Source organism: Stenotrophomonas sp. YJH_SMC_138 (assembly GCF_059369855.1).
In genome coordinates this window covers 1-24709 of the sequence record NZ_JCAFTB010000003.1, presented here as the reverse complement: position 1 = coordinate 24709, position 24709 = coordinate 1, and the positions used below count along the sequence as shown (strand labels likewise).

Sequence of the window (24709 nt, the reverse complement as noted above, 5' to 3'; positions counted from 1 at the left end):
AGACCATGCTGCTGCGCCTGACCTGCCTGCTGTTGTTGTCGCTCTGCCTGTCACTGACGGCCCTGGCCGAAGACGCGCCCCTCAACGAAGTCCGCCCCGGCCTGTATGCCGGCGGCCAGCCCAGCGCCGCACAGCTGCAGGCCTTGGCTGCACAGGGCGTGCGCACTGTGATCGACCTGCGCCAGCCCGGCGAGGACCGGGGCTTCGATGAAACCCGCGTCGCCGAATCATTGGGCCTGCGCTACGTGCGCATTCCGGTGGCCGGCGCCGATGGCCTGGATACGGCCAACGTGCGTGCCGTGCACCTGGCCCTGCAGCAGAGCCAGGGGCCGGTGCTGCTGCACTGTGCGTCCGGCAACCGCGCCGGCGCCGTGCTCGGCCTGGTCAATGCACGGTACGAACATGCCAGCCCCGAACAGGCCCTTCAGCTGGGCCAGCGTGCTGGCCTGAAGTCGCTGGAAGCCGCCACCCGCCAACGCCTGGCAACGCCGGTCACCTCGCCCTGAACCCTCCGCACCAAGGACACTGCCCACCATGACCCGCTGGTGGTCGCGCCTGCGACCGGACAACTTCACCCTCGCCCTGCTGTGCACCGTCGGCCTGGCCTCGCTGCTGCCGATGAAGGGCGCCGCCGCCATCGTCCTCGACGATGTCACCACCGTCGCCATCGCTGCACTGTTCTTCCTGCATGGCGCGCGCCTGCCGCGCGAGTCGATCATCGGCGGCATGCTGCACTGGCGGCTGCACCTGACCATCCTGGCCTGCACCTTCATCCTGTTCCCGCTGCTGGGGCTGATGTTCAAGCCACTGTCGGGCTGGCTGCTGACCCCGGAGCTGTACCTCGGCGTGCTGTTCCTGTGCACCCTGCCCTCCACCGTGCAGTCGTCCATCGCGTTCACTTCGATGGCGCATGGCAACGTGCCCGCAGCGGTGTGCAGCGCCTCGCTGTCGAGCATCCTCGGCGTGTTCCTGACCCCGCTGCTGCTGACCGCGCTGGCCGGCACCTCGGGCGGCATCCATGATCCGCTGCATGCGATCGGCGGCATCATGCTGCAGCTGCTGGTGCCGTTCGTGGCCGGCCACCTGCTGCGGCCGTGGATTGCCGGCTGGGTGGAACGCCAGCGCGCGCTGCTGCGCTACACCGACCAGGCCACCATCCTGCTGGTGGTGTACTCGGCGTTCGGCGAAGCGGTGACCGAAGGCCTGTGGAGCAAGACCCCGCTGCTGTCGCTGCTGGCTGTGGCCATCGTGGCCGCTGTGCTGCTGGGCATCGCCATGCCGCTGATCACCTTCATCGCCCGTCGCCTGCGCTTCAACCGCGAGGACGAGATCGCCATCGTGTTCTGCGGCTCGAAGAAGAGCCTGGCCACCGGCGTGCCGATCGCCAAGGTGCTGTTCGCCGGCGGCAGCCTGGGCGCCATCGTGCTGCCGGTGATGATCTACCACCAGATCCAGCTGATCGTCTGCGGTGTGATCGCGCAGCGGTATGCGCGGCGCAAGCCCTGACCCGGAACTCCATCCACGCGTGGCGTGGATCTACAGCAGATCCACGCCATGCGTGGATTCACGGCTCCACCAGCGTGCCCACGCTCAGCTGCGGCATCCACACCCACAGGTCGTACTCGCGGCCGGCGTGGGTGTTGACCTCCGGCGCACGCGCGGGCCGTTCGAGCAGCGCCAGCGCCTTGCAGCGGTCCATGCATCCCCAGAAGTGGCCGCGCAACGCTTCCAGCCGCACGCTGTAGATATCTAGGTCGCGCAGTACCGATGCCATCGGCTGGGTCTGCATTTCCGGCGGAGCATCGGCGGGGCGCTGCAGCATGGCGTGGACATTGCCGGTCAGCACAACCATCCGTGCACCATCGGGCAGGCGCTGGTACAGGCGCCGTAGTTCGGCGGCCATGCGGTCATCGCGGGCCTGGCTGCCGCCGTCACTGTGATTGACGTCGTAGCCAACCACCTCGATCGCGCGGCCCTGCGCCTTCAGCGCGCGCAGGCCTTCGATCATCGCCAGCATGTCGCGGCTGCGGCGACCATCGTGCTGGTCGTCGCGTACGGTCCAGAACGCGCGGCCGTGCAGGTGCTGGCGCGCCGCGGCCCCGCCATCGGATTCCAGATAGTCGCGCAGCACAGGATTCTCGGCACGTGGCAGTTCCAGCGCCAGCAGGACCGGCGCGCCATTGCGGCTGTAGTCGTCCACCAGCTGCCGCACCAGCAGTGGCGTCTCGCGTGTGCCGTGGAATTCGCCCAGCACCAGCATGCGATGGCCAGCGGCGTATTGGCGGATCTGCGCGGTAGTGTCGTCGGCATGCGCGGTCACGGCCATGCCCAGCGCCAGCATCAGCGCGGTGGTCCAACGGAAGAACGAATGCATCCCTGCTGCTTCCTTTCCCTGGGGTCAGGAACAGCAATGGCGACGCCGAGACGGCGGTTCAAGGTGATCCACGTCATGCGAGGATGTCCGCGCGATCAGGTGGGGTCAGAGCCCCTTCGGGGATCCGACCCCGAGGTCACAGCCAGGGCAGGATCCAGTGGTCCACCAGCAGGAAGGCAAACAGCGCCATCAGGTAGACGATGGAGTAATAGAACATCTTCATCGAGAACAGCTCGTCCGGCGGGTTCAGCATGCGCCAGGCGTACCAGAGGAACACGGCGTTGAGCACGATCGCGCCGCCCAGGTAGAACGCACCGCTCATGCCCACCAGGTACGGCAGCAGGCAGACCAGCGCCAGCACCACCGAATACACCATGATCTGCTTGCGGGTATGCACCACGCCGTGGGTCACCGGCAGCATCGGGATCTCCGCCTTCGCGTAGTCCTCGCGGCGGAAGATCGCCAGCGCCCAGAAGTGCGGCGGGGTCCAGATGAAGATGATCAGCACCAGCAGCGACGAGTACGCCCAGTCCGACGAACCCTGCATGCCGGTCACTGCGGCCCAGCCCAGCATCGGCGGCATCGCGCCGGCCAGGCCACCGATGACGATGTTCTGCGAGGTCGCACGCTTGAGGTACACGGTGTAGATCACCGCGTAGCCGATCAGCGAGGCGAAGGTCAGCACTGCGGTGATCAGGTTCACCCACAGCACCAGGAGGGTCATCGACAGCACGATCAGCACGCCGGCAAACACCAGCACCTGCCACGGCTTGACCTTGCCCACCACCAGCGGGCGCCACGAGGTGCGCGCCATCTGCGCATCGATGTGCGCGTCCAGCAGCTGGTTGATGGCGGCCGCGGCCGAGGCCGCCAGCCAGATGCCGAGGAAGCCGAGCAGGCCGGCGCGCACCTGCTCCCAGCTCGGCACGCCGGGGATGGCCAGGACCATGCCGACCAGGGCGGTGAAGACGATCAGGGCGACGACCTTGGGCTTGGTCAGGTCCCAGTACTGGCGGTAATTGGAAAACATGGAATCAGTCCGGGGCACGCAGGCGGGCCAGCAGGCTGACCAGTACGAACAACAGGGCAACGGCCACGCCGTTGTGGGCCACGGCCACTTCCAGCGGCAGCGCCAGCTTCACGTTGAGGATGCCGAGCGTGACCTGCAGCACCAGCAGCGCGATCAGCGCGCTGGCCCAGCCACGCATGCTCGGCAACCGGAACAGGCGCACGCCAAGCCACAGCAGGTAGACGGCCACCACCACCGCGAACAGGCGGTGCGCCATCTGGATGGCGATGCGCGAAGCGCCATCCAGCACACCGCCTTCGTAATCCACGCCGATGCCGCGCCACAGGGTGAAGCCTTCGACGAAGTTGTGCTGCGGCCACCACTGGTTGGCGCAGCGCGGGAAGTTGTCCAGCGAGGCGCTGCCACCGCCGCAGGCGAGTGCGGCGTAGTTGGCGCTGACCCAACCACCCAGCGCGATCTGGGTAACCAGCACCGCCACGCCGATGCGCATCAGCCACTTCAGCTTCGGCGCTTCAGCCAGGGTGATCGGCATGTGCGTCGCGCGCCAGGCCATCCACACCAGCAGGCCGAACATCAGCATGCCGCCCAGCAGATGGCCCATCACCACGATGGGTTTGAGCAGCAGGGTCACCGTCCACATGCCCAGCAGGGCCTGGAAGATCACCACCGCCAAGGTCAGCAGCGCCGCACGTGCGAGATCGATGTTGCTCCAGCGCAGCGCGGCGATCAGCAGGATCGCCTCGCCGGTCAAGGCCAGGGCACTGGCGGTGCCGTGCCAGCCCATCATGTACAGCGGTATGCCGGCGGCCACCAGCACGCAGGCGGTCACCACCGCCGTGCTTCCGAATCGTCGCTTGCGCGTGGCCAGCAGCGCCAGGGTCAGGATCTCGATGCCCAGCGCGCCGGCCAGGAAGCGATGCACCTGTTCTCGCCAGGCCTTGTGGGTCTCCAGCGGGCGGATCTCCGCCGCCGGGTGGCCGATGGTCTCTTCCACGTGCTGCGGCCAAGTGGCCTGGCCATAGCAGGTCGGCCAGTCCGGGCAGCTCAGGCCGGCATCGGACAGGCGCACGAAGGCGCCGAACATGATCGTGCTCGCGGTCATGATCATGGCGAACCACGCCAGGCGGTGGAAATTGCGGTGCAGCGCCGGACGCGCGGAAAGGCTCATCAAACGGGACTCACTTCAGTTTCAGCAACGTGGCCATGTCCTTGCGCAGGCCACCGAGGTCGGAACCCGGGGCATGGCGCATGATCACGAAGCCGTTCGGATCGATCACGTAGACCGGCAGTCCCGCCGGATCGTCGACGCCCGGCAACGCCGCGCGCAGGGCTGGCGACGGAGCCAGCGGCCGCAGCGCGGGCAGCGAGGCGATCGACGCCGGTGGCGTACCCAGCCACAGGATCTCGACATTATCGGCGTTATGGCCGAACAGCTGCCACACCTTGCCCAGTCCCTGCGACAAAGTGACGCACTGCGCGTCGCAGGCACCGGCCGGCGCCACCAGCAGGCGCCAGGTACGGGCCTCGGGGTTCCAGGGGTAGGACTGGCCGCTGGCCAGGGTCGGCGCCTGCTGGCGCAGGTCCACCGGCGGCTTCAGCAGCTGGCCGGCATTGCGGTGCCCGGTCGGCTGCCAGCCGGAGAAGCGCAGCACGGCGGCCAGTGCCATCGCCCCGAAGAACACGGCAAACAGCAGCACCAGGGTCCGGCGGCCGGAACCGCGCGCCTGCGGGGACGTAGCAGTGTTCATGCGGGGCATTTTCTCATGGTTGGGTAGGGGATGCCGGTAGTGCCGGCCGCTGGCCGGCATCCAGGATTGCGGGGGTTGCCGGCCAGCGGCCGGCACTACCGGGTAATCACGCGCCTCCGCCGCCGCTCCAGCACCACGGCCACCACCAGCACGGTCAGGGCCAGCCCGAACCACTGCACGGCGTAGCCCAGGTGGCGCTGAGGCGGCAGCGTGTTCGGCAGCAGGTCCAGATCGCGCTCGTCGCCAAAGGGCAGCGCCGGGTCCAGCCTCAGCACGCGGTCGGGTAGCGCCTGCAGCCCCAGCGCGCGCGCCAGCCCGTCGTCCGGCAACCGGCTGGCCAGCCAGCGCCCGGCCTCACCGGTAGCAGAGAACGCCGGGCCCAGTAGCAGTCCCGCCGATGGTGGCGGCGCGAGCAGCCCGCGCACGGCCACCGGCGAAGGCGGCGACGGCACCTCCGGAAGCGTGCGATCCGGCGGCAGCGCACGCCAACCGAGGTCGACCAGCAGCACGCTGCCGTCGTCACTGCGGAAGGGGCGATAGATCTTCACGCCGGCGCGGCCATGCCGGATCTGGTTGTCCAGCAGCACCACGCCGGGCAGGAAGCGGCCATGGTCGGCCACGCCATGCAACGCGCCCGGTGCGGCCAGCGCCTGGGCCAGCGACAGCGTCTGAGCCACGGCTGGACCCTGTGCATCCAACATTGCCTGTTTCGCATGCATGCGCTGCAGCTGCCACAGCCCCAATGCGGTGAATCCGGCCATCGCCAGCACGGCCAGCAACCATCCGAACACGCGCGTGTGCTGGCGCATCATGACAAGTCCGCGCAAACGCGGTCAGATAGGCACATCCACCCTGCCCTCGAGCCGCGCATGAGTGATTCGCTGAAGACCCTGCTGGTAATCGCGTTTCTGATCGTCATCGTCTGGAATCTGGGCGCCGGCCTGTACTACCTGCTGGTCGACCGCGGCCAGACCAAGCGCACGGTCAATGCACTGACGCGCCGCATCGCGGTGTCGGTAGCGTTGATCCTGCTGGTGATCGTGAGCATCTACATGGGCTGGATCAAACCACACGGCATCGGCGGCTGAGACCACCGATGCGCGCCTGATCAAAGCACGTAGACGAACAGGAACAGCATCAGCCACACCACGTCGACGAAGTGCCAGTACCACGCGGCGGCTTCGAAACCGAAATGGTTGTCGCGGGTGAAGTGTCCCTTGGCCGAACGCAGCCACATCACGATCAGCATGATCGTGCCCAGCAGCACGTGCGCGCCGTGGAAGCCGGTCAGCATGAAGAACGTCGACCCGTAGATGCCGGAGCCGAGCGTCAGGTTCAGTTCCTTGTAGGCATGGATGTACTCCTCTGCCTGCAGGGTCAGGAAGCCCAGGCCGAGCACCACGGTCAGGCCCAGCCAGATCAGCAGCTGGCGGCGGTTGCCGGCCTTCAGTGCGTGGTGGGCGATGGTCAGGGTCACGCCGGAGGTCAACAGGATCAGCGTATTGATCAGTGGCAGGCCCCAGGCCGGGATGGTCTGGAACGCGCCACCGATCGCCGCCGGGCCATTGGTCGGCCATCCGGCGGAATAGCCCTGCCAGAGCAGCTCGTTGGTCATGACCCCACGGCCTTCGCCACTGAGCCACGACAGGCCCAGGTTGCGGGTGTAGAACAGCGCGCCGAAGAACGCGCCGAAGAACATCACCTCGGAGAAGATGAACCAGATCATCCCCATCCGGAATGATCCGTCGACCTGGTGGTTGTAGTTGCCGGCCTGCGATTCGCGCACCACGTCGCTGAACCACCAGAACAGGGTCAGCACCAGCATCGCGATGCCGATGTAGAACGTCCAGCGTCCCCAGCTGGCATCGTTGAGCCAGCTGGCCACGCCCACCATGGTCACCATCATGGCGATGGAACCCACGAACGGCCATTTGCTCTGGGCCGGGACGAAGTACACGTTGGCGTCGGTCGGTGTCTGGGCCATGTCGGTATCCGGGTCAGGGTGCGGCGTGCGCGCCGTCCGAGGTGGCGGCCGGGGCCAGCCGATCGGACAGCGCGTCGTTGCGGTAGAAGGTGTAGGACAAGGTGATCGTCCTGATCTCCGGCGGCAGGTCCGGATCGACGATGAAGCGCACCGGCATGTCGCGCTTCTCGCCGGCCTGCAGCGTCTGCGCGGTGAAACAGAAGCACTCGGTCTTGCTGAAGAAGCCCGACGCACGCGCCGGTGCCACCGAAGGCACCGCGCTGCCGACCACGGCAGCTGCGCTGTCGTTGCGGGCAAAGTACAGCGCCTCGTTGAGCTCGCCGGGCACCACGTCCATGGTCAGCTGCTCGGGATGGAACGACCACGGCAGTCGCGAATTGACGCCGCCATCGAACTCCACCCGCACGGTGCGCTTGCCGGCCGCGGCACCTGCGCTGGCTTCGCCACCGGGACCGCGTTCCAGGCGCACGCCGAACACCTTCTCGCAGGCGATGCGGTACAGCGGCACCAGCGAGAACGTCAGCAGGAACACCGCCACCGCCACGCCGATCAGGCGCGGCAGCCCGGCACTGCGTGACGGTGTGCTGGCCGGTGCCTCGCTCATCGGCCGATCACCCCGCTGAGGATGAAGCCGACGTAGACCAGCACAGCGATGGCGCCGACCCACACCGCCGTGCGCTTCGCACGCTGGCGCTGCTGCTCGATGCTTCCGCCCTGGTAGAGCCGACCGCTGGTCGGCTGCTTCTCATCCGCCGAGCATGGCTCGGCTCTACAGGTCTGCAGCGGGCTCTCGTTATGCATGCCCCACCTCAATGCGTGATGTCGTCATGCGCCAGATCCCCCGGGCGGATGGTCGGCGGGGTGGTGAAGGTGTGCGCCGGTGCCGGCGACGGCAGCGTCCATTCCAGGCCGCGTGCACCCTCCCAGGAACGCGCTTCGGCCTTCTCGCCGTTGCGCAGCGAGGACAGCAGGATCGCGGCCATCATGAACGGGGTGACGAACATGCCGAACGCACCGATCGAGCTGATCAGGTTCCAGTCGGCAAACGCCACGCTGTAATCGGGAATGCGGCGCGGCATGCCGGCCAGGCCGAGGAAGTGCTGCGGGAAGAACAGCAGGTTGACGAACACGATCGACCACCAGAAGTGCACCTTGGCCCACTTCTCGCTGTACATGCGCCCGGTCCACTTCGGCCACCAGTAGTACACCGCGGCGATCAGCGCGAACACCGCACCGGTCACCAGCACGTAGTGGAAGTGCGCGACCACGAAGTAGGTGTCGTGGTACTGGAAGTCGGCGGCCACGATGGCCAGCATCAGGCCGGAGAAGCCACCGATGGTGAACAGGATGACGAAGGCCACCGACCACAGCATCGGTGCCTCGAACGTCAGCGAGCCACGCCACATGGTGCTGACCCAGTTGAACACCTTCACGCCGGTCGGGATCGAGATCAGCATGGTGGCGAACATGAAATAGATCTCGCCGCCCAGCGGCATGCCCACGGTGAACATGTGGTGGGCCCAGACGATGAACGACAGGAACGCGATCGCCGCGGTGGCGTACACCATCGCCTGGTAGCCGAACAGCGGCTTGCGGCTGAAGGTCGGGATGATCTCGCTGACCACGCCGAAGGCGGGCAGGATCATGATGTAGACCTCGGGGTGCCCGAAGAACCAGAAGATGTGCTGGTACATCACCGGGTCACCGCCACCGGCGGCGTTGAAGAAGCTGGTGCCGAAGAACTTGTCGGTCAGCAGCATGGTCACCGCACCGGCCAGCACCGGCATCACCGCGATCAGCAGGAACGCGGTGATCAGCCAGGCCCAGCAGAAGATCGGCATTTTCAGCAGGTCGATGCCCGGCGCACGCATGTTCAGCACGGTGGCGATGATGTTGATCGCACCCATGATCGAACTGATGCCGGCCACGTGGATCGCGAACACGCTGAAGGCCACGTTGTAGCCGCCCTGCAGCGACAGCGGCGGATACAGCGTCCAGCCACCAGCCGGCGCACCACCGGGCAGGAACAGGGTCAGCAGCAGCAGGCTGAAGGCCACCGGCAGCAACCAGAACGACCAGTTGTTCATGCGCGGCAGCGCCATGTCCGGCGCGCCGATCTGCAGCGGGATCATCCAGTTGGCGAGGCCGACGAAGGCCGGCATCACGCCACCGAAGATCATCACCAGCGCATGCACGGTGGTCATCTGGTTGAAGAACTCGGGCTTGACGAACTGCAGGCCGGGCTGTGCCAGCTCGGCGCGGATCACCACGCTCATCGCCGCGCCGATGATGAACATGATGAAGCTGAAACCCAGGTACAGCGTGCCGATGTCCTTGTGGTTGGTCGAGAAGAACCAACGCTCGAAGAAACTCTGCTGGTGATGGTGATCGTCGTGCCCAACTGCCGAGTGCGCCATTGCAAAACACCTCTCAGAATCGGTTGTCACCACGGCCGCGGGCGGCCGCGGGCTTTACATCACGCGCCGCTGGCTGCAGTGGCAGGTGCGCTGGCCGCTTCTGCAGCAGCAGGCGCAGCCGGCGCCTCGCCCGCCGGTGCAGCCGGTTCGGCAGGTGCCGCAGGCGTGGCCGGCGCGGCAGCCGGCGCCGGCTTGCGCTGCGCCAGCCACTGTTTGAATTCCTCCTTGGACACCGCCTCGACCACGATCGGCATGAAGCCGTGGTCCTTTCCGCACAGCTCGGCGCACTGGCCGCGGTACACGCCAGGCTGCTCGATGCTGGTCCAGGCTTCGTTGATGAAGCCGGGAATGGCATCCTGCTTCCAGCCCAGCGCCGGCACCCACCAGGCGTGGATCACGTCGTCGGAGGTGATGACGAAGCGCACCTTGGTGTCGACCGGCAGCACCAGCCGGTTGTCGACATCCAGCAGGTAGTGCGGATGGCTTTCACGGGTCGGCACGATGCCACTTTGCCGCACGCGGTCGGACTCGCGGTCCAGGCGGCTGGTGAAGGTGACGTTCTCGCCGAGGTATTCGTACTTCCACATCCACTGGTAGCCGGTGACCTTGACCGTCATCTCGGCATCGCGGGTGTCGTACATCTTGATCAGGTTGGCCGTGGCCGGCCACGCCATCACGATCAGGATGATCACCGGGATCACCGTCCAGATGATCTCGGCCTTGGTGTTGTGGCTGAAGGTGGCGGCGACTGCCCCCTTGGATTTGCGGAACTTGAAGATGGCGTAGGCCATCGCGCCGAACACGATGACGCCGATCACCGTGCAGATGATCAACGAGAGATTGTTCGATTCCCAGGCCAGGCGCGAGGTCTGGGTCACCCCCTTGCCCATGTTCAGCTGCCACGGCTTGGGATCGGCCGCCTGGGCCCAGGCCAACGCCGGCATCAGTCCCCCGGCCACCATGGCGGTGACCGCTGCAACGCACTTCGTGCCCCACCTGCTGCTTTGCTTCATTGCCTAGACCCTTAGCGTCGTCGGTTGCCGCCATCGCTGGCGGCGAGCAAGCTTTCAAGTGTCTCTGCGAGCGTCTGACGTTCGGCCGGCGCGAGGAAACTCCCCACCTCCACCTGCCGGCCGCTGGATGCCAGCCGGACCCTCTCATCGCCGGTGAGCAGGCGCACCCAGTGGGGGTGGGCCCGGAACACCGGCGATCCACCGGGTACGGGGATGACCTCCACGTACGCCGGCACTACCCGGATCTCCTCCTGCCGTTCACCGCTGCGCCACAAGGCACGCAGTGCCGCCGCCAGCACCAGGCTGTACAGCAGCGCGAACAGGGGGGCGAATGCATTGCCGGCCAACCACCCGAGGGCGGACACCAGCCACATCGCACCCGACAACACGGTGAACAACAGGACGAACTGCCGGGCATCGAGCGCCCGTGGGGGACGCAGCCGCAGCTGCGTACCTGACCCATCCGGAGCTGGAAGCACCTCGATCATGTCGCAACCGCGTTCCTGCCGCGGGAAACGTCTCGATGGTAGCCCCGCCCTCTCGCCGGTAGCAAGGGTGCATTCACACTTTTTCCCATGCTGCAACACAGCATGGGGTCGGCGGCGCGAATGCCGAATTCAGCACAAATATTGCCGGGCTTGCTGAACACGCTGAATACACCACCGTTAGGGGCTATCAGCCCTTCACGAAGGTGGCTGTGGGGCACTTCCGCAACCCGCAAAAATGATTAAAATCGCCAAGTTTTCCATTGGCCGGACCGGCATGAACGCACCTTCCTCCTCCCCTGCCGCCAGCGACGCCCAGCGTCCCGGCGTGCTGCTGTCGCCGGAACTGCCGGCGCCCCCCAACCCGTTCCGCCAGGCCATCACCGATGCCTGGTTGAAGGACGAGGCCAGCCACGTCCGCGAGCTGCTGGCGCAGGCCCGGCTGCCGGCCGACGAGCAGGCCAGGGTGCAGGCGCTGGCCGCCGACCTGGTCGGCCGCGTGCGCGTGCGTGCCAAGGACCAGGGCGCGATCGAAGCCTTCATGCGCCAGTACGACCTGGGCAGCGAAGAAGGCGTGCTGCTGATGTGCGTGGCCGAAGCGCTGCTGCGCATTCCGGACCAGGACACCGCCGACAAGCTGATCCGCGACAAGCTGGCCGATGCCGACTGGGAAAAGCACCTGGGCGGCAGCGACTCGGTGCTGGTCAACGCCTCCACCTGGGGCCTGATGCTGACCGGCAAGCTGGTACAGATGAACGACGCCACCCGCGCCGATGCGCCCAGCGCGTTCAAGCGCCTGGTCGGCCGCGTCGGTGAGCCGGTGGTGCGCCTGGCCGTGCGCCAGGCGATGAAGATCATGGGCCACCAGTTCGTCATGGGCCGCACCATCAGCGAGGCGCTGTCGCGCTCGCACAAGGGCGACAACGCGAACTACCGCTACTCCTTCGACATGCTGGGCGAAGGCGCGCTGACCATGAAGGACGCGCTGCGCTACCTGGAAGACTACCGTCGCGCGATCCACGCCATTGGCGGTGATCACAAGGCCCGCGGCGGCCGCCCGGATGGCGACGTCAACAACGCACCGGGCATCTCGATCAAGCTGTCGGCGCTGTACCCGCGCTACGAGCACGCCAAGCGCGAGCGCGTGCTGAAGGACCTGGTGCCGGGCGTGCTGGAGCTGGCGCAGCTGGCCAAGAGCTACGGCATCGGCTGCACCGTCGACGCCGAAGAGTCCGACCGCCTGGAACTGTCGCTGGACATCATCGAGCAGGTGTTCTCCGACGCCTCGCTGGCCGGCTGGGACGGCTTCGGCGTGGTCGTGCAGGCCTACCAGAAGCGCACACCGTACACGATCGACCACCTGGCCGACATGGCGCGCCGCGCCGGTCGCCGCCTGCAGGTGCGCCTGGTCAAGGGCGCCTATTGGGATGCCGAGATCAAGCGCGCGCAGATCGAAGGCTATCCGGGCTACCCGGTGTTCACCCGCAAGCAGAACACCGACGTGTCCTACCTGGCATGCGCCAAGCGCCTGTTCACCCATGCCGACGCGATCTACCCGATGTTCGCCACGCACAACGCGCACACCATCGCTGCGGTGCGCAGCATCGCCAACGGTGGCGTGTACGAGCACCAGAAGCTGCACGGCATGGGCGATGACCTGTACGCCGAAGTGGTGCCGGCCGATCGCCTGGGCCTGCCCTGCCGCGTGTACGCCCCGGTCGGTTCGCATGAAGACCTGCTGCCGTACCTGGTGCGCCGCCTGCTGGAAAACGGCGCCAACTCCAGCTTCGTCAACCGCATCACCGATGAGCGCGTGCCGATCGCCGACCTGATCCGCGATCCGGTCGAGATGGTCGCCTCGTTCGCTTCGATTCCGCATCCCAAGATCCCGCTGCCGGTAGACCTGCTGCGCAGCCAGAACCACGACAGGAAGAACTCCATGGGCGCCAACCTCGCCAACGACAACGAACTGCGCGCCCTCGCCGAGCAGCTCAACGCGGCCGTGAAGCCGTGGCAGGCCGCCCCGCTGGTGCCGGGTGCGAACCCGGCCGGCGCCTCGCTGCCGGTGACCAACCCGGCCGACACCCGCGAAGTGGTCGGCCAGTGGCTGGCCGCCGATGCCGCCACCGTGCAGAAGGCGCTGGCGAATGCCGTAGCCGCGCAGCCGGCCTGGAACCGCACCCCGGCCGCCAGCCGCGCCGCCATCCTCGAGCACGCCGCCGACCAGCTGGAAGCGCGCATGCCGGAGTTCATGGCGCTGTGCGTGAAGGAAGCCGGCAAGAGCCTGCCCGACAGCATCGCCGAAGTGCGCGAAGCCGTGGACTTCCTGCGCTACTACGCCAAGCAGGCGCGCGAGCAGTTCAGCCACGCCGAGAAGCTGCCCAGCCCGACCGGTGAGTCCAACGAGCTGCAGCTGCACGGCCGCGGCGTGTTCGTCTGCATCAGCCCGTGGAACTTCCCGCTGGCGATCTTCCTGGGCCAGGTCGCTGCTGCACTGGCCGCCGGCAACAGCGTCATCGCCAAGCCGGCCGAACAGACCAACCTGATCGGCTACTACGCGGTGAAGCTGCTGCACGAAGCTGGCGTGCCGGCCGAGGTGGTGCAGTACCTGCCGGGCGACGGCGCCACCGTCGGTGCCGCACTGACCGCCGACCCGCGCGTGGCCGGCGTGGCCTTCACCGGCTCCACCGACACCGCACGTGCGATCAACCGCGCCATGGCCGCGCGTGACGCCGCCATCGGTGTGCTGATCGCCGAGACCGGCGGCCAGAATGCCTTCATCGCCGACTCCTCGGCGCTGCCGGAACAGCTGGTCAAGGACGCGATCGGTTCGGCCTTCACCTCCGCCGGCCAGCGTTGCTCGGCCGCGCGCGTGCTGTTCGTGCAGGACGACATCGCCGACAAGGTGATGACCATGCTGGCCGGCGCGATGAAGGAACTGAAGGTCGGCAACCCGGGCCTGCTGTCCACCGACGTCGGCCCGGTGATCGACGCCGACGCGCTGAAGATCCTGCAGGACCACGCCGAGCGCATGGACCGCGAAGCGCGCCTGATCGCGGCCGCCGAGCTGTCCGCCGAAGCGGCCAATGGCACCTTCTTCGCACCGCGCGCGTATGAACTGAAGGACCTGGGCCAGCTGCACAAGGAAATCTTCGGGCCGGTCCTGCACGTGATCCGCTGGAAGGGCGACCAGCTCGACGCGGTGATCGACCAGATCAATGCCACCGGCTACGGCCTGACCCTGGGCGTGCATTCGCGCATCGACGAGACCGTTGATCGCATCAGCAACGGCGTCCACGTCGGCAACGTCTACGTCAACCGCAACCAGATCGGCGCGGTGGTCGGCGTGCAGCCGTTCGGCGGCCAGGGCCTGTCCGGCACCGGCCCGAAGGCCGGCGGCCCGCACTACCTGCTGCGCTTCGCTACCGAAAAGACGGTGACGGTGAACACCACAGCCGCCGGCGGCAACGCCTCGCTGCTGACCCTGGGCGACTGATCGCCTGCTTGATGCAGTAAACAAAAAACCCCGCGAACGCGGGGTTTTTTGTGCTTTGCTTCCTGTAGAGGCGGGCCCACGCTCGGCTTTCCTGGCTGTAGAGCCGAGCCCATGCTCGGCTTTTCTGGCGCAGCCGAGCGTGGGCTCGGCTCTACAGAGGCTGGGCCACACTGAACCGATTGTCCGCCCGCTTCGCCAGCTCGCCCTGCACGCGTGCGATGCGCGTCTCCAGATCGCCTTCCAGCAGCACATGCTCGACACCCTCTGCCTGCAGCTGCTCCAGGTACCACGCATGCTGCTGCGTCCGGAAGGCTTCGCCCACGCGCGTGCCATCCTGGTCAAACGGAATATCCGGCGCGCACAGGAACAGCAGGTCGTAGCGTCGTCGTGCCGCTTGCCGCAGCGGCTGCGGCGCCGTGCCAAACATCCAGCCGCTGTAGCCCAGCGTCACCAGCGGCGTGGTATCGCAGAACAGCCAGCGATGCGCACGCCGCACAGCTTCGTCTTCGTGCTGTGGCTGTGTCATTGCGATGCGCAGCAGATCGCCCGGCGTCAGCTCTCCGCCTCGCTGCTCCCACAGCGTGCGGCCATACTCCGGCACCCAGACAGTCTGCAGACGCTCGGCCAGCACGCGGGCCAGCGTGGTCTTGCCGCTGGACTCGCCACCGATGAAGGCCACGCGCTGTACATGGTCGGCATACACCTGCGGTGCGAGCCCATGGCGATGCGCATGCGGATCGCTGCGCAGCTCGGTGCCGCAGGCCTGCCCGACGTCCAATGCGCGTTCGAGCCGCTCATGGCGTACCGGCGCACCGAAGTGCGTGGCCAGCGCCTGCGCGAAGCCGTCACCGTAGTCCTCACCGGTGTACACCGCCTGCACCGGCCCACCGAACAGGTTCAGGCACAGCCAGGCGGTAAAGTCACGCTGCACCTGTTCGTCATCACTGTCCTGCGGCAGCGCTCGCACCGGCAAGCCATGCTGCGTGCACAATGCGGCCAGTCGCGCGTCGTCAAGCACCGCTACCGTGGCCTGCGGGAAACGCGCACGCAACCAGCGCTCGCGGCGCGCAGCGCTGTAGCCGGCAAAGCCCGGCTGCGACCAGCCGATCACCAGCAGCTGCTGGCAGCGCGTGGCGGCGAAGTCGATCAGTCGTTCATGGCCGAGATGCAGCGGGCAGAACTTGCCCACCACCAGGCCGCGTGCAACGCGCTCAGGCAGCGGCATCGGCCGCCCGGGCCTCGTCCCGCATCAGGTGCCGCCAATGGCGCAAGGCGACCAGCGCGTTGATCCAGAAGCCCACATACAGGATCGAGGTCAGGTGCAGGCCACGGCTGTAGTAGAGCGGCACCGCAACGGTGTTCACCAGCAGCCATACCCACCACGATTCCAGCTTGCGTCGCATCATCAGGACCTGCGCGATCACACTCAACACCAGCACCGCCGAATCGATGTACGGCGCATAGGCATTGGTCAGGCGGGTCAGCATCCAGCCGTAGCCGAACGTGGCCACTACCGCCAGCGGCGCCAGCCAGGCCCAGGCGCGCGGCCGCAATGAAGTGATCGGCAACGGCGCGCCATGGTCACCACGCAGCCACTGCCACCAGCCCAGCACGCTGATGGCGATGAAGAAGAACTGCAGCACCATGTCCGCATACAGATGCGATCGTTCGAACACGGCAGCAAACAAGGCGCAGCCGACGATGCCCAGCCACCAGGTGTGCACGTTGTTGCGGCCGGCCAGCAGGATCGAGCCGGCGACGGCGATGTTGGCAGCCAGCTCCAGCTGGAAGTTCGGATCGGACAGGTTCATGTCGCTATTGTCGTGGATCCGTGCGCTGCGTGGACGCCCCGGCCCGTCCCCACAAAAAGAAAGGCCCCGCTTGCGCGGGGCCTCCTTCGTACTGCTCCAGGCAATCGCCCGAATCAGAACTTGTACTGCATCGACGCCGCCAGCACGTCGCCGCTGACCTTGTACTTGCCGGTCACGGTGTTGCCGGTGGCCGAGGTCGAGGTGATGTTCGGATCCTTGGTGAACAGGTGGGTGTAGCCCACGCTGTATTCCATCTTGTCCGAAGCGGCGTAGGTCATGCCCAGCGACAGCCACTTGCGGGTGGTGTCCGGCACGAGCACGTCGCGGTGGGCATCGGTGGTCGGGGTCTGGTCATAGGCCAGGCCGCCGCGCAGGGTCAGCTTGTCGTTCACGCGGAAATCGGTACCGATCGACGCGAAGGTGGTGTCACGGTAGTGGAACGGCAGCACGCTGTCCGGCTGGTTGGAGTCGTAATCGACGACGACCTGGTCGAACTTGCTCCACGCGGTGCGCGTGACTTCAGCCATGATCTGCCACTGGTCGTTCACACGGTGGGTGAAGCCCACGGTGGCGCTGGCCGGCAGGGTGATGGTCGCGCGACCGTTGCTGTCGATGAAGGTACCCGGGGCAGCAGTGGCCAGGAAGGCCGCCGCATTCTGCGGGATGGTGAAATCGGCCTTGCCGTCGGTGATCTTGTGCTCGACCTTCGAGCGGTAGCTGAACGCGATGTTGGTGCCTTCCACCGGGGTGACGGTCATGCCCAGGGTGTAACCGACCGACACTTCATCGCCCTTGATGCGCAGGTAGCCATCGGCGGTGCCCGGCGAGAAGCCGAGCTGGGCGGCCTGGCGTGCAGCCGCCTGCGACGCCGCCGCAGCCTGGGCCGCGGTGCCGCCGGCAGCCAGCACACGCGCCGCAGCGGTGCGCTGGGCAGTGGCGTTGATCGCGGTGCCGGTGTCGACAGCGCTGGTCAGGTCGACGTTCAGGCGCTCGGCGAACACCGACGCACCGAACGACAGGTACGGGTTGACGTCATAGGAGAACGCCACGCCCAGGTCGATGGCCTGCAGCTCGGTCTTGACGCCGTTGTAGCGGCCGACCCAGTCGCGGTCGTATTCGGTCTTGAAGCCGAACGGCACGGTCAGCGAAGCACCGAAGTGCATGTTGTCGTTCTCGCCGAACGGCACGTGGAAGTACGCGGCCGGAACCGGGGCGATCATGCCGGCGTCGCCGCCGTTGCCACCGGAAATCGGCGCGCCGTTGGCGTACTTGCCCTGGCCGCGGAACTTGGCGCCGAAGCTGATGGCGCTGACGTCGCCCTGGACCAGGGTGCCGTCGAGCAGGCGCATGGACGCCGGGTTGGTAGCGATGACCGAGGCGTCACCTTCGGTCGAGGTGGAGCCGGCGAACGCGCGGCCCAGGCCCTTGGCGCTGTTTTCCTTCAGCTGGAAGGCGGCAGCATTGGCATCGGCGGCGGCCAGCGCACCGGCAACGCCGACGGCCAGCAGGGTCAGTCGGGCAATGGTGGAAGCGGTTTGCATCGTAGTTCTCTCTCCGGTAAGCGGTGATGGTGCTCTGAGTGCGCCTGCGCCCGCCGGGTCCTGGGACCCATCGGAGCGCGCCGGATTCCCCTCCCGACATACGACGCCGTATGCGAGTATTACCCAGAGCTGTTAATGAAACAATAACAGCGCAGGCGGTTTTTTCGTCTCAAAAGCTGAACAGGACCGTCCCCACCGAACGTGGCCGCACGCTAGGCTATTGGCATGTTCGTCTCCCTCCCGTCGCGCAAGAAGGCGGCCCTGCGCTGGGCCACGCCCGTGCTGTTCGCGTCATTGTGGCTGGCATTCCTGTGGTCGATCTCGCGCCCGGACGATGCCCGCGGCAGTCTCTGGCTGGACTGGGGCGCCCTGTCCACCGGCCTGACCCGTCCGCTGGACTGGTGGGCGACCCTGCAGGACGGCAGCGTGCTGCGCCTGTTCACTGCGCTGTTCCTGCACGCCGACTGGTCGCACCTGCTGGGCAACCTGGTGTTCCTGCTGATCTTCGGCCTCCCCGCCGAGCGGGTGTTGGGACCCTGGCGGTTGCTGCTGCTGTTCCTGGTAGGCGGCGCGGTGTCCAACCTGGTGGCGATCTACACCATGGGCAGCCCGGACCAGATCATCATCGGCGCCAGCGGCGCGGTGTCGGCGCTGATCGGCGCCTATCTGGCCCTGTTCCCCGGTGCCCGGCTGGGCGTGGTGATCCCGCTGGGCCTGTTCCTGGAGTTCGTGCGCGCCCCGGCCTACCTGCTGATCGGCGTCTGGGCCGCGCTGCAGGTGGTGTTCGCCCATATCGGCCCCAGCTTCGGCATGGTGGCCTGGTGGGCGCACATCGGCGGCTTCGTGTTCGGCGTGGTGTATGGCGTGTACGTGCGCGCCGCGATCGCGCGCCGCCTGCGCAAGCGGCACGGATTCTGACCCTTGGTAGTGCCGGCCGCTGGCCGGCTCCACGCTCACCCGCTCGTTCGTAGATCAGTCGAGCATGGCTCGACTCTACAAAATCAAGGCTTGGCCGGGACGGGTTCGGGCTTTGCTTCCGGCTTCGCCGCAGCGGCCTTCGCGGCCTTGGCCGCATCCGCCTTGGCGGCCTCGGCCTTCAACCGTGCGGCCACCGAGCCTGGGTTCTTCAGCTCGGCCAGCGCGTCGTTGATCGGGCCATCGCCCGGCAGCACCGCACCGGCGTGGTAGCCCTCGGTGCCTTCGTCATCGCCGCGCAGATGGCCCGGCAGGGTGGCTTCGCTGTAGTCGCTCAGGCTGGCCGGCAGTGCATCCTCGGCCGGCGTGGCGGCCGGTTTCAGCTCGACGTCCGGCACGATGCCGGTGGCCTGGATCGATTTGCCGCTGGGCGTGTAATAGCGCGCGGTGGTCAGCTTCACCGAATCACCGTTGTCCAGCGGCAGAACGGTCTGCACCGAGCCCTTGCCGAAGGTACGGCTGCCAACCACGCGCGCACGCTTGTTGTCGCGCAGCGCGCCGGCCAGGACTTCCGATGCACTGGCCGAACCGGCATCGGCCAGCACGACCACCGGTGCGCCCTTCAGCAGGTCGCCCGGGGTCGCGTCGAATCGTGCATCGCTGATGCTGATGCGGCCACGGGTGCTGACGATGTTGCCCTTGTCGAGCAGATCATCGGCCACCTGCACGGCAGCGGTCAGCAGGCCACCCGGGTTGCTGCGCAGGTCCAGCACCAGGCCCTTGAGCTGGCCACCGGACTGCTTCTGCAGCTGCTGCACGTGCTTCTGGAAGTCCGAACCGGTATCGGCCTGGAAGGTGCTCAGGCGGATGTAGCCATAGCCGGGTTCCAGCAGGCGGCTGCGCACGCTGGTCACGCGGATGGTCTGGCGGGTGAGGCTCACGTCGAACGGCTTGGGCTTGCCTTCGCGCACGATGGTCAGCACCACCTTGCTGCCGGCCGGGCCGCGCAGCGGCTCGCTGGCATCGATCGCACTGATCGGCTTGCCGTCGATGGCGATGATCAGGTCACCAGCGAGGATGCCGGCCTTGGCCGCCGGGGTGTCGTCGATCGGCGCGATCACCTTCATGCTGGCGTTGTCCGGCTGCTGCTGCAGCTCCACGCCGATGCCCTCGTAGGCACCATTGGCCTGCTCGTCGAAGGCCTGCGCGTCTTCCTTGTTGAAGTAGGTGCTGTGCGGATCGAGGTCGAGCAGCAGGCCACGCACGGCCGACTGCATCAGCTTCTTGTCATCGACCGGATCGACATAGGCGGCGCGCACCGCGTTGTACACGGCCACGAAACGGCGGATGTCCTCCAGCGGCACCTTCGAGGTCACCGCCTCCTCGCTGTTCGCTGCCTGCCCGCTGGTTTCCTGGCTCGGGGCGGGCGCGGTCTGCTGCGCCCAGGACAGCGCTGGCAACAGGGCCAGCAAGAGGGTGGCGGTACGGGCTGCGCGCATGGATCACTCCTGTCGACGTTGGCATCGTGCCCAAGGCACATGCACCGATTATGCGCGAAGCACAGCTAAATTCCCGTTGAATCCAACCCGCATCCGGCAGGCCTGGATTCAGCGCCGCTGCAGCCAGCTGTCCGGGTTGACCGGCTGCCCGCCGCGGCGCAGCTCAAAGTACAGCGCGGTGACGCCCTGGCCACCGGAATTGCCGACCTTGGCCACCGCATCACCGCGGCTGACCCGTGCGCCAGCATCCTTCAGCAGGGTGTCGTTGTGGGCATACAGGCTCATGTAGCCATTGCCGTGGTCGACGATCAGGATCATGCCGTAGCCGGTCATCCAGTCGGAGAACACCACGGTGCCGTCGGCCACGGCCGTGACGGTGCTGCCGGCCGGCGCGCCGATCAGCACGCCGCTGCTGGTACGGCCATCGGGCAGCTTGCCGCCATAGCGGGCCAGCAGGTTGCCGGACAACGGCCAACCCAGGCCGCCGACCTTCGGTGCCGGTGCCGACGCCACCGCAGGTGGAACCTTGGTTGCCGGCGGCGGTGGCCGGCCCTGTGCGGCCGCCTGGCGTGCGGCCCGCTCGGCAGCGGCCTTTTCGGCAGCAGCTCGACGTGCCGCCGCGCGACGCTCGGCTTCGGCCCGGGCGGCAGCGGCACGCAGATTGGCCAGCAGCGTTTCCAGCGCCTTGGCATCCTGGCCCAGTGCCTGTTCCTTCTCGCGCCGGTCCTTGAAGCGTTCGTCGAGCGAGGCCACGGTCTGCGCGCGGTCACGGCGGTCGGCCGCCAGCGCCGCTGCCTGCTGCTTCTGGTCCTGCTGCGCCCCCTGCAGCTTCTGCTTGCGCTCGGCGATCTGCGCCTGCAGCGCTTCCAGTTCCTTCAGGTCGGCGGTGAGCGTGGTGATGCGCTGCGCTCGTTCGCGCTGCAGGTAACGATGGTAGGCCAGGGCGCGATTGGCATCGGCCACCGTGTCCTGCGACAGCAGCAGCTTCAGCGGTGCGTGATTGCCAAGCTGATACGCCGCGCGCAGCAGGCCGGCCAGTTCGCGGTGCTGCTGGGCCAGGTTGGTTTGCAGGCTGCTGCGGCGCTGCTCGGCCTGGGCCAGGGCCTGGGCCTGCTCGCGCAGCGCCGCTTCGGTCTGCGCAAGCGCGCGGCCGGTGCGTGCCACCTTCTCGTCGGCCTCGCGCAGCTGTTGCGATGCTTGGCCACGCTGCCCTTCGATCTGCCGTCGCTCCTGCGCCACGCCCTTCAGCTCGGTACGCAGCTTCTGCAGCTTGCGCTCGGTCTCGCGGGTGGTCTGCGCAGCACCCGGCAGGGGCAGAGCCAGCGCCACAGCCAGCCCCAGCAGCAGCCAGCGCCCGCCGCGTAGGGCGGCGATGTGATGTCGGCGTGATGGGAAGGCGTTGTCGCGCAAGGGCTTTCCAGTGACTTCAGGCAGTTGCGGGGGGTACCGGGGAATGGTGACATCTCCGCACGCGGCCTGCCAGCCGCACATCCATCGAGGTTCCCATGAAAACTCTATCCATTCCGCTGCTGTTGGGCGTACTGCTGGTCACCGGGCCGGTCTGCGCCCAGGAGAACATCAGCAAGGTCAACGGCAGCATCAGCGCCGACCCCGGCCAACGCTACGGCAAGCTGGACACTGTCAACGGCGGCATCCGCGTCGGCGAAGGCGTCGAGACCGGAAGCATCGACACCGTCAACGGCGGGGTGAAGGTTGCCGACCGCGCACGCACCGGCAAGATCGAAACGGTCAACGGCGGTGTCCGCCTGGGTCGCGAAGTGATCGCCAGCGGTGGCGTCAGCACCGTCAACGGCAGCATCTTCACTGATCGCGGCAGCCAGATCGAAGGCGGCGTCGAGACCGTGAACGGCGGCATCGGGCTGGTCGAGAGCCGCGTCGGCAAAGACGTCGAGACCGTCAACGGTGACATCACCGTCGGCATCGGTTCGCAGGTCAACGGCGGCGTGCATGTGCGCAAGCCGAACTTCAGTGTCTCGCTCACCGCCAGCCGCAAGCCGCGCGTGATCATCGGCCCCAACGCGGTCGTCAGTGGGCCGCTGCAGTTCGAGCGCGAGGTGGTGCTGTACGTGCATCGCACCGCACGCATCGGCCCGGTCACCGGGGCCGAGCCGATCCCGTTCGATACCGAAACCGCGCCGGCCGACTGAACCCGTCGCACCCGCCGCTTCGGTGATACTCGCGTTTACCGGTCGCGCATGAGATGCGACCGCCCTTTGTTCTCCAGGAATCGACGATGCCCCGCAAACTCCTCCTGTGCCTGGCCGCCGCGGCCGCGCTCAGTGCCTGCAAAGGCGAATCCACGCCGGCTGCCACGCCGCCCACCGATACCGCTGCCGCGAAGCCGGCCGCCCATCAGTTCTCACCGGAGATCAACGCCGGCGACTTCGCCGAGATGGTCAAGACCCTGGCTTCGGATGAGTTCGAAGGCCGCGCCCCGGGCAGCAAGGGCGAAGAACTGACGGTCAACTACATCCGCGACCAGATGCAGCGCATCGGCCTGCAGCCCGGCAACGGCGACAGCTGGTTCCAGGATGTGCCGATGACCGAGACCACGGCCGATGAATCGACCGTGCTGAAGATCACCCAGGGCGGCAAGACCACCGAACTGAAGTTCGGCACCGACATGGTGGTCGGCACCCGTACCGGCCAGGCCGAGGTGAAGGTCGATGCCAGCGACCTGGTGTTCGTCGGCTATGGCGTCGATGCGCCGGAGCAGAAGTGGAACGACTACGCCGGTCAGGACTGGAAGGGCAAGACGGTCGTGATGTTCGTCAACGACCCGGGCTTCCACGTCGACGACGCGAAGCTGTTCGACGGCAAGCGCATGACCTACTACGGCCGCTGGACCTACAAGTTCGAGGAGGCCGCCCGCAAGGGCGCCGCCGCCGCGCTGATCGTGCACGACACCGCCGGCGCGTCCTACGGCTGGGACGTGGTGAAGAATTCCTGGGCTGGCCCGCAGTACGACCTGCCCGCCAAGGATGACCCGGAAGCGCGCATCCCGGTACAGGGGTGGCTGAGCGCCGACGCGGCCAAGGCGCTGTTCGCCGGTGCCGGCCTGGACCTCGCCCAGGCCTACAAGGACGCCAGCAAGCGCGGTTTCAAGCCAGTGCCGCTGAAGGCCACCGCTGCGGTCGACCTGAAGAGCCAGATCGCACAGAAGCAGTCGCGCAACGTGGTCGGCGTGCTGCCGGGCAGCAAGCGCGCTGACGAGGCCGTCCTGTACATGGCGCACTGGGACCACCTGGGCAAGCATGAGGGTGAGACCGGCGACAACATCTACAACGGCGCGGTCGACAACGCCACCGGCGTGGCTGGCATTCTCGAAGTGGCCGAAGCCATGGCCCACCAGGAGCCGAAGCCGGAGCGTTCGGTGGTGTTCCTGGCGGTGACCCTGGAAGAGTCCGGCCTGCTGGGTTCCAAGTACTACGTCGCCCACCCGACCTTCCCGCTGGACAAGATCGCCGGTGTGATCAACATCGATGCGATGTCGGTGGCCGGCCGTGCCAAGGACGTGACCGTCACCGGCTTCGGCAGCTCGGAGCTGGAGGACATCCTCAAGCCGCTGGCCGCCGCCCAGGACCGCACCCTGCACGGTGAGACCTCGGTACAGAGCGGCTTCTACTTCCGCTCCGATCACTTCAACTTCGCAAAAGCGGGTGTGCCGGCCCTGTACGCCGATGGCGGCGAAGACCTGCGCGAGGGTGGCGTGGAAGCGGGCCGCAAGGCGGCGGCGGACTACGGCGCCAACCGTTACCACGGCCCGAAGGACGAGTTCGACGCCGCCACCTGGAAGCTGGACGGCACCGTCGAAGACCTGCAGCTGATGTACGGCGTGGGCAAGGAACTGGCCGGTGGCGATCGTTGGCCGAACTGGTATGCAGGCAATCCGTTCAAGGCAGCCCGCGACGCGATGATGAAGGACAAGGTCCCGGCCAAGTAAAGTCGGGCCATGCTCGACTGAGCACTGTTGAGAGCAGAGCGGCGCCCCACGGGGCGCCGCTTTTCTTTTGCGTACCGTCGGCGGCTCATCCACGGTTGGTGTGGATCTGCCGGTAGTGCAGGCCGCTGGCCGGCAATCGATTGGTAGCGGCCAACCCTGGTTGGCGCCATGCTCCTCGCGGAGCACTTACGCATGGCGTGGATCTACCGGGCAATGCAACGCCATCGGATTGCCGGCCAGCGGCCGGCACTACCGGGGTTTCCTGCGCACAAAGAAAAACCCCGCTGCATGAGCAGCGGGGTTTTGGGTGTAAACCCTGGCGATGACCTACTCTCGCATGGCTTGAGCCACACTACCATCGGCGCAGCTGCGTTTCACTTCCGAGTTCGGGATGGGATCGGGTGGTTCCACAGCGCTAATTTCACCAGGGAG

23 protein-coding genes, 1 rRNA gene and 1 pseudogene are annotated in these 24709 nt (G+C 67.1%); 8 read left to right on the top strand and 17 right to left on the bottom strand.

The window, feature by feature from the left end:
- The first annotated feature begins 5 nt into the window (after positions 1–5).
- Positions 6–506 (top strand): protein tyrosine phosphatase family protein, encoded by a 501-nt coding sequence (locus tag AC5P7I_RS08260; RefSeq protein WP_032957770.1) that lies wholly within the window; start codon positions 6–8, stop codon positions 504–506.
- A gap of 28 nt (positions 507–534) precedes the next feature.
- On the top strand, positions 535–1506 hold the full coding sequence (locus AC5P7I_RS08255) for a bile acid:sodium symporter family protein (protein WP_032957769.1): 972 nt from the start codon (positions 535–537) through the stop codon (positions 1504–1506).
- Positions 1507–1564: 58 nt separating this feature from the next.
- On the opposite strand, the gene AC5P7I_RS08250 is transcribed toward AC5P7I_RS08255, so the two are convergent.
- On the bottom strand, positions 1565–2260 hold the full coding sequence (locus AC5P7I_RS08250; protein WP_401735332.1) for a TraB/GumN family protein: 696 nt from the start codon (positions 2258–2260) through the stop codon (positions 1565–1567).
- On the opposite strand from AC5P7I_RS08250, the pseudogene AC5P7I_RS08245 reads away from it, so the two are divergent.
- Positions 2180–2524, top strand: a pseudogene (locus AC5P7I_RS08245) (hypothetical protein); the annotation flags it as partial. The gene AC5P7I_RS08250 and the pseudogene AC5P7I_RS08245 sit on opposite strands and share 81 nt — an antisense overlap.
- Here AC5P7I_RS08245 and cyoE read toward each other — a convergent pair.
- The 4 genes from cyoE to AC5P7I_RS08225 form a co-directional block, all read right to left on the bottom strand.
- Positions 2511–3404 (bottom strand): heme o synthase, encoded by an 894-nt coding sequence (gene cyoE, locus AC5P7I_RS08240; RefSeq protein ID WP_049408383.1) that lies wholly within the window; start codon positions 3402–3404, stop codon positions 2511–2513. The pseudogene AC5P7I_RS08245 and the gene cyoE overlap by 14 nt on opposite strands.
- Positions 3405–3408: 4 nt before the next feature.
- Complete coding sequence (locus AC5P7I_RS08235; RefSeq protein ID WP_041863006.1) at positions 3409–4572, bottom strand: COX15/CtaA family protein; 1164 nt, start codon at positions 4570–4572, stop codon at positions 3409–3411.
- 10 nt (positions 4573–4582) lie between these two features.
- A complete protein-coding gene (locus tag AC5P7I_RS08230; RefSeq protein ID WP_046428212.1) occupies positions 4583–5152 on the bottom strand; it encodes a redox-active disulfide-containing membrane protein in 570 nt (189 codons plus the stop codon).
- Positions 5153–5247: 95 nt separating this feature from the next.
- Positions 5248–5964, bottom strand: a complete 717-nt coding sequence (locus AC5P7I_RS08225) for an SURF1 family protein (protein ID WP_262088306.1) — start codon at positions 5962–5964, stop codon at positions 5248–5250.
- A 57-nt stretch (positions 5965–6021) separates the two neighbouring features.
- Between AC5P7I_RS08225 and AC5P7I_RS08220 the strand changes: the two genes are divergently transcribed.
- The gene (locus AC5P7I_RS08220; RefSeq protein ID WP_005412025.1) at positions 6022–6240 is read left to right on the top strand and encodes a twin transmembrane helix small protein; all 219 of its coding nucleotides are present in this window, start codon (positions 6022–6024) and stop codon (positions 6238–6240) included.
- A 20-nt stretch (positions 6241–6260) separates the two neighbouring features.
- On the opposite strand, the gene AC5P7I_RS08215 is transcribed toward AC5P7I_RS08220, so the two are convergent.
- From AC5P7I_RS08215 to AC5P7I_RS08190, 6 genes are read right to left on the bottom strand one after another with little or no spacing between them, the layout of a single operon-like run.
- On the bottom strand, positions 6261–7136 hold the full coding sequence (locus AC5P7I_RS08215) for a cytochrome c oxidase subunit 3 (protein ID WP_005407793.1): 876 nt from the start codon (positions 7134–7136) through the stop codon (positions 6261–6263).
- A gap of 13 nt (positions 7137–7149) precedes the next feature.
- Positions 7150–7740: a cytochrome c oxidase assembly protein gene (locus AC5P7I_RS08210; RefSeq protein WP_014645692.1), complete on the bottom strand. Its 591-nt coding sequence runs from the start codon at positions 7738–7740 to the stop codon at positions 7150–7152.
- Positions 7737–7937, bottom strand: a complete 201-nt coding sequence (locus tag AC5P7I_RS08205) for a hypothetical protein (protein WP_032957755.1) — start codon at positions 7935–7937, stop codon at positions 7737–7739. Before AC5P7I_RS08205 ends, AC5P7I_RS08210 begins: the two co-directional genes overlap by 4 nt.
- A gap of 8 nt (positions 7938–7945) precedes the next feature.
- On the bottom strand, positions 7946–9553 hold the full coding sequence (ctaD, locus tag AC5P7I_RS08200) for a cytochrome c oxidase subunit I (protein ID WP_004153896.1): 1608 nt from the start codon (positions 9551–9553) through the stop codon (positions 7946–7948).
- 59 nt (positions 9554–9612) lie between these two features.
- Positions 9613–10566, bottom strand: coding sequence for a cytochrome c oxidase subunit II (gene coxB, locus AC5P7I_RS08195; RefSeq protein WP_041863004.1), 954 nt, complete (start codon positions 10564–10566; stop codon positions 9613–9615).
- 11 nt (positions 10567–10577) lie between these two features.
- Positions 10578–11054, bottom strand: coding sequence for a DUF2244 domain-containing protein (locus AC5P7I_RS08190; protein WP_014645689.1), 477 nt, complete (start codon positions 11052–11054; stop codon positions 10578–10580).
- A 274-nt stretch (positions 11055–11328) separates the two neighbouring features.
- On the opposite strand from AC5P7I_RS08190, the gene putA reads away from it, so the two are divergent.
- On the top strand, positions 11329–14547 hold the full coding sequence (gene putA / locus AC5P7I_RS08185) for a bifunctional proline dehydrogenase/L-glutamate gamma-semialdehyde dehydrogenase PutA (protein WP_014645688.1): 3219 nt from the start codon (positions 11329–11331) through the stop codon (positions 14545–14547).
- Between the two features lie 151 nt (positions 14548–14698).
- Here putA and AC5P7I_RS08180 read toward each other — a convergent pair whose 3' ends face one another.
- The 3 genes from AC5P7I_RS08180 to AC5P7I_RS08170 all read right to left on the bottom strand — a co-directional run bounded on the left by AC5P7I_RS08180 (position 14699) and on the right by AC5P7I_RS08170 (position 17899).
- Positions 14699–15772 carry an AAA family ATPase gene (locus tag AC5P7I_RS08180; RefSeq protein WP_262088307.1) on the bottom strand — a complete coding sequence of 358 codons (1074 nt, stop codon included), beginning with the start codon at positions 15770–15772 and terminating at the stop codon, positions 14699–14701.
- Positions 15759–16358, bottom strand: a complete 600-nt coding sequence (gene pnuC, locus AC5P7I_RS08175; RefSeq protein ID WP_262088308.1) for a nicotinamide riboside transporter PnuC — start codon at positions 16356–16358, stop codon at positions 15759–15761. Before pnuC ends, AC5P7I_RS08180 begins: the two co-directional genes overlap by 14 nt.
- 113 nt (positions 16359–16471) lie before the next feature.
- A complete protein-coding gene (locus AC5P7I_RS08170; RefSeq protein WP_014645685.1) occupies positions 16472–17899 on the bottom strand; it encodes an outer membrane protein transport protein in 1428 nt (475 codons plus the stop codon).
- A 225-nt stretch (positions 17900–18124) separates the two neighbouring features.
- Here AC5P7I_RS08170 and AC5P7I_RS08165 point away from each other — a divergent pair, with 225 nt between their 5' ends.
- On the top strand, positions 18125–18817 hold the full coding sequence (locus tag AC5P7I_RS08165) for a rhomboid family intramembrane serine protease (protein ID WP_005414994.1): 693 nt from the start codon (positions 18125–18127) through the stop codon (positions 18815–18817).
- Positions 18818–18900: 83 nt separating this feature from the next.
- Here the strand turns inward: AC5P7I_RS08165 and AC5P7I_RS08160 are convergent, their stop codons facing one another.
- Both AC5P7I_RS08160 and AC5P7I_RS08155 read right to left on the bottom strand, forming a co-directional pair.
- On the bottom strand, positions 18901–20313 hold the full coding sequence (locus AC5P7I_RS08160; RefSeq protein ID WP_262088309.1) for a S41 family peptidase: 1413 nt from the start codon (positions 20311–20313) through the stop codon (positions 18901–18903).
- Positions 20314–20421: 108 nt separating this feature from the next.
- Complete coding sequence (locus AC5P7I_RS08155) at positions 20422–21723, bottom strand: murein hydrolase activator EnvC family protein (protein ID WP_049441387.1); 1302 nt, start codon at positions 21721–21723, stop codon at positions 20422–20424.
- A gap of 95 nt (positions 21724–21818) precedes the next feature.
- On the opposite strand from AC5P7I_RS08155, the gene AC5P7I_RS08150 reads away from it, so the two are divergent.
- Together AC5P7I_RS08150 and AC5P7I_RS08145 are read left to right on the top strand one after the other, a co-directional pair.
- Positions 21819–22481, top strand: coding sequence for a DUF4097 family beta strand repeat-containing protein (locus AC5P7I_RS08150; protein ID WP_197575132.1), 663 nt, complete (start codon positions 21819–21821; stop codon positions 22479–22481).
- An 86-nt stretch (positions 22482–22567) separates the two neighbouring features.
- Positions 22568–24277: a M28 family metallopeptidase gene (locus AC5P7I_RS08145; protein ID WP_049408406.1), complete on the top strand. Its 1710-nt coding sequence runs from the start codon at positions 22568–22570 to the stop codon at positions 24275–24277.
- Positions 24278–24591: 314 nt separating this feature from the next.
- On the opposite strand, the gene rrf is transcribed toward AC5P7I_RS08145, so the two are convergent.
- Positions 24592–24706 (bottom strand): 5S ribosomal RNA (rrf, locus tag AC5P7I_RS08140).
- Positions 24707–24709 lie beyond the last annotated feature (3 nt).